The sequence below is a fragment of the Homoserinimonas sp. genome (genome assembly GCF_056262345.1).
Window position 1 is genome coordinate 1 of sequence record NZ_JBACFR010000191.1, and the last position, 1,842, is coordinate 1,842.

The following is a 1,842-nucleotide window of genomic DNA, read 5'->3' on the forward strand; positions in this document are numbered from 1 at the left end:
CGACGGGGTGCCCACGAAATATGACCTCTCGTCGTTGCGGCTGCTCGGCACCGTCGGCGAGGCGATCAACCCGGAGGCCTGGATGTGGTTCCACACCCACATCGGTAGTGGCACGGCGCCGATCGTCGACACCTGGTGGCAGTCGGAGACGGGGGCATCGGTGATGGCACCGATGCCGGGCGTCTCGACCCTCAAGCCGGGTTCGGCGAACCGTGCACTGCCCGGCCTGTCGACGCTCGTCGTCGATGATGACGGCAATGCCGTTCCGTTCGGCGAGGGCGGATACCTCGTCGTCGACCGGCCGGGCCCCGGCCTTGCCCGCACGGTCTGGGGCAACCCCGAGCGGTACCGCGACTCATACTGGGCACGGTTCTGGAAGCAGGGCTACTTCTTCAGTGGCGACGGCGCGAAGTGGGACGCCGACGGCGACATCTGGGTGCTTGGCCGCGTCGATGACGTCATCAACGTTTCGGGGCACCGCCTGTCGACGATCGAGATCGAGTCGTCGCTGGTCGCGCATCCCGCGGTCGGTGAAGCGGGAGTGGTCGGGGTGACGGATGCTCTCACCGGGCAGGCCATTGCGGCGTACGTCATTCCTGCGGAACGTTCCTCCGGCGACAACGCCGACGACCCCGCCTATTGGCTCGGCCTGCGCGACGAGCTTGCCGCGGTGCTTCGCGCCCATGTCTCCTCTCAGATCGGGCCGATCGCGAAGCCGCGGGATGTCATCCTCGTGCCTGACCTGCCGAAGACGCGGTCGGGCAAGATCATGCGCCGGCTGCTCGGTGACATCTCGGATGCCCGCCCGCTCGGTGACGTGACGAGTCTGCAGGATGAGACTGCACCGGCGCGCATCGAGGAGATCGTTCGGGCGGGTCGAGCGCTCGACCACTGATCCCAGGCGCTCGTCCGGGTTACCAAGTTCCACTCTCTCTCGACGGGAACCATAGGATGAAGGCATCCCTCACGAGACAGTAGATATGCCGACTCCTGCCCCCGGTCGTTCCTCCGGTGTTCGGCGATCGCGGAGCACGAAAGGGATGGCCTCGCTGCTTGCAGCTGTCATTGTGGTCGTTGCGACGCTCCTCTCGACCGCAAGCGCAGCCGGGACATACGCGGTCCTCTCGGACACCGCCGAGCAGGAACTGCTGACCGTGACATCCGGCTCGATCAAGGCCGCGAGCGTTTTCGGAGCAGCACCCACCGTCTCCTACACTGCCACGGTCACTGAGAAGACCGGCAACGTCACAATCTCCAACAGCGGGACCCTCGGGGCGACGTACACAACGACGCTCACCCGCACGGGCTCCGATCCCCTCGCCAAGGCGGTGGCTGTCGCGCTCTGGAAGTCAACGGCGGTCGCGGGCTGCACGACCCCGGTATCTCCGGTCTCCGGAACCTGGGCGTCTTTTCCTGTTCTCACGGGCTCCCTTGCGGCGGGAGCCTCCCAGTTCTATTGCATCAGGACAACGCTGGCGAGCGCGACGGGCATCCCGGCCAACGCCTCGGTCACCGCGACGCTCACGACAGCACTCGCGCACGCCACCTGGACCAGTTCGGCGGCGTCGTCAGTGACGCAGACCTTCGTCAGCGCCGCGGACACCATCAAGCCGACCGCTCCGACGTCCCTCGCTGCGACAGCGACCACTGCCACCCCGATAGCGCTCAACTGGAAGGCCTCGACAGACAACGTGGCGGTGAAGGAGTACCTCGTTTACCGCGGCACCACCCTCCTCGCTACGGTCGCCTCCCCCACCCTGACTTTCACAGATACTCGACTCACGCCGGGTACGTCATACACCTACATCGTTCGGGCAAAGGATGCCGCGGGCAACATCTCGG

The 1,842-nt window shown here is 66.1% G+C and carries 2 protein-coding genes; both read left to right on the forward strand.

Features of this window, described 5'->3' with window-relative positions; genetic code table 11:
* On the forward strand, positions 1 to 895 hold an 895-nt coding region (locus AC062T_RS09480; protein ID WP_476029458.1), incomplete at its 5' end, for an AMP-binding enzyme.
* A 145-nt stretch (positions 896 to 1,040) separates the two neighbouring features.
* A partial coding sequence (locus tag AC062T_RS09485; RefSeq protein WP_476029460.1) for a fibronectin type III domain-containing protein occupies positions 1,041 to 1,842 on the forward strand: 802 nt, incomplete at its 3' end.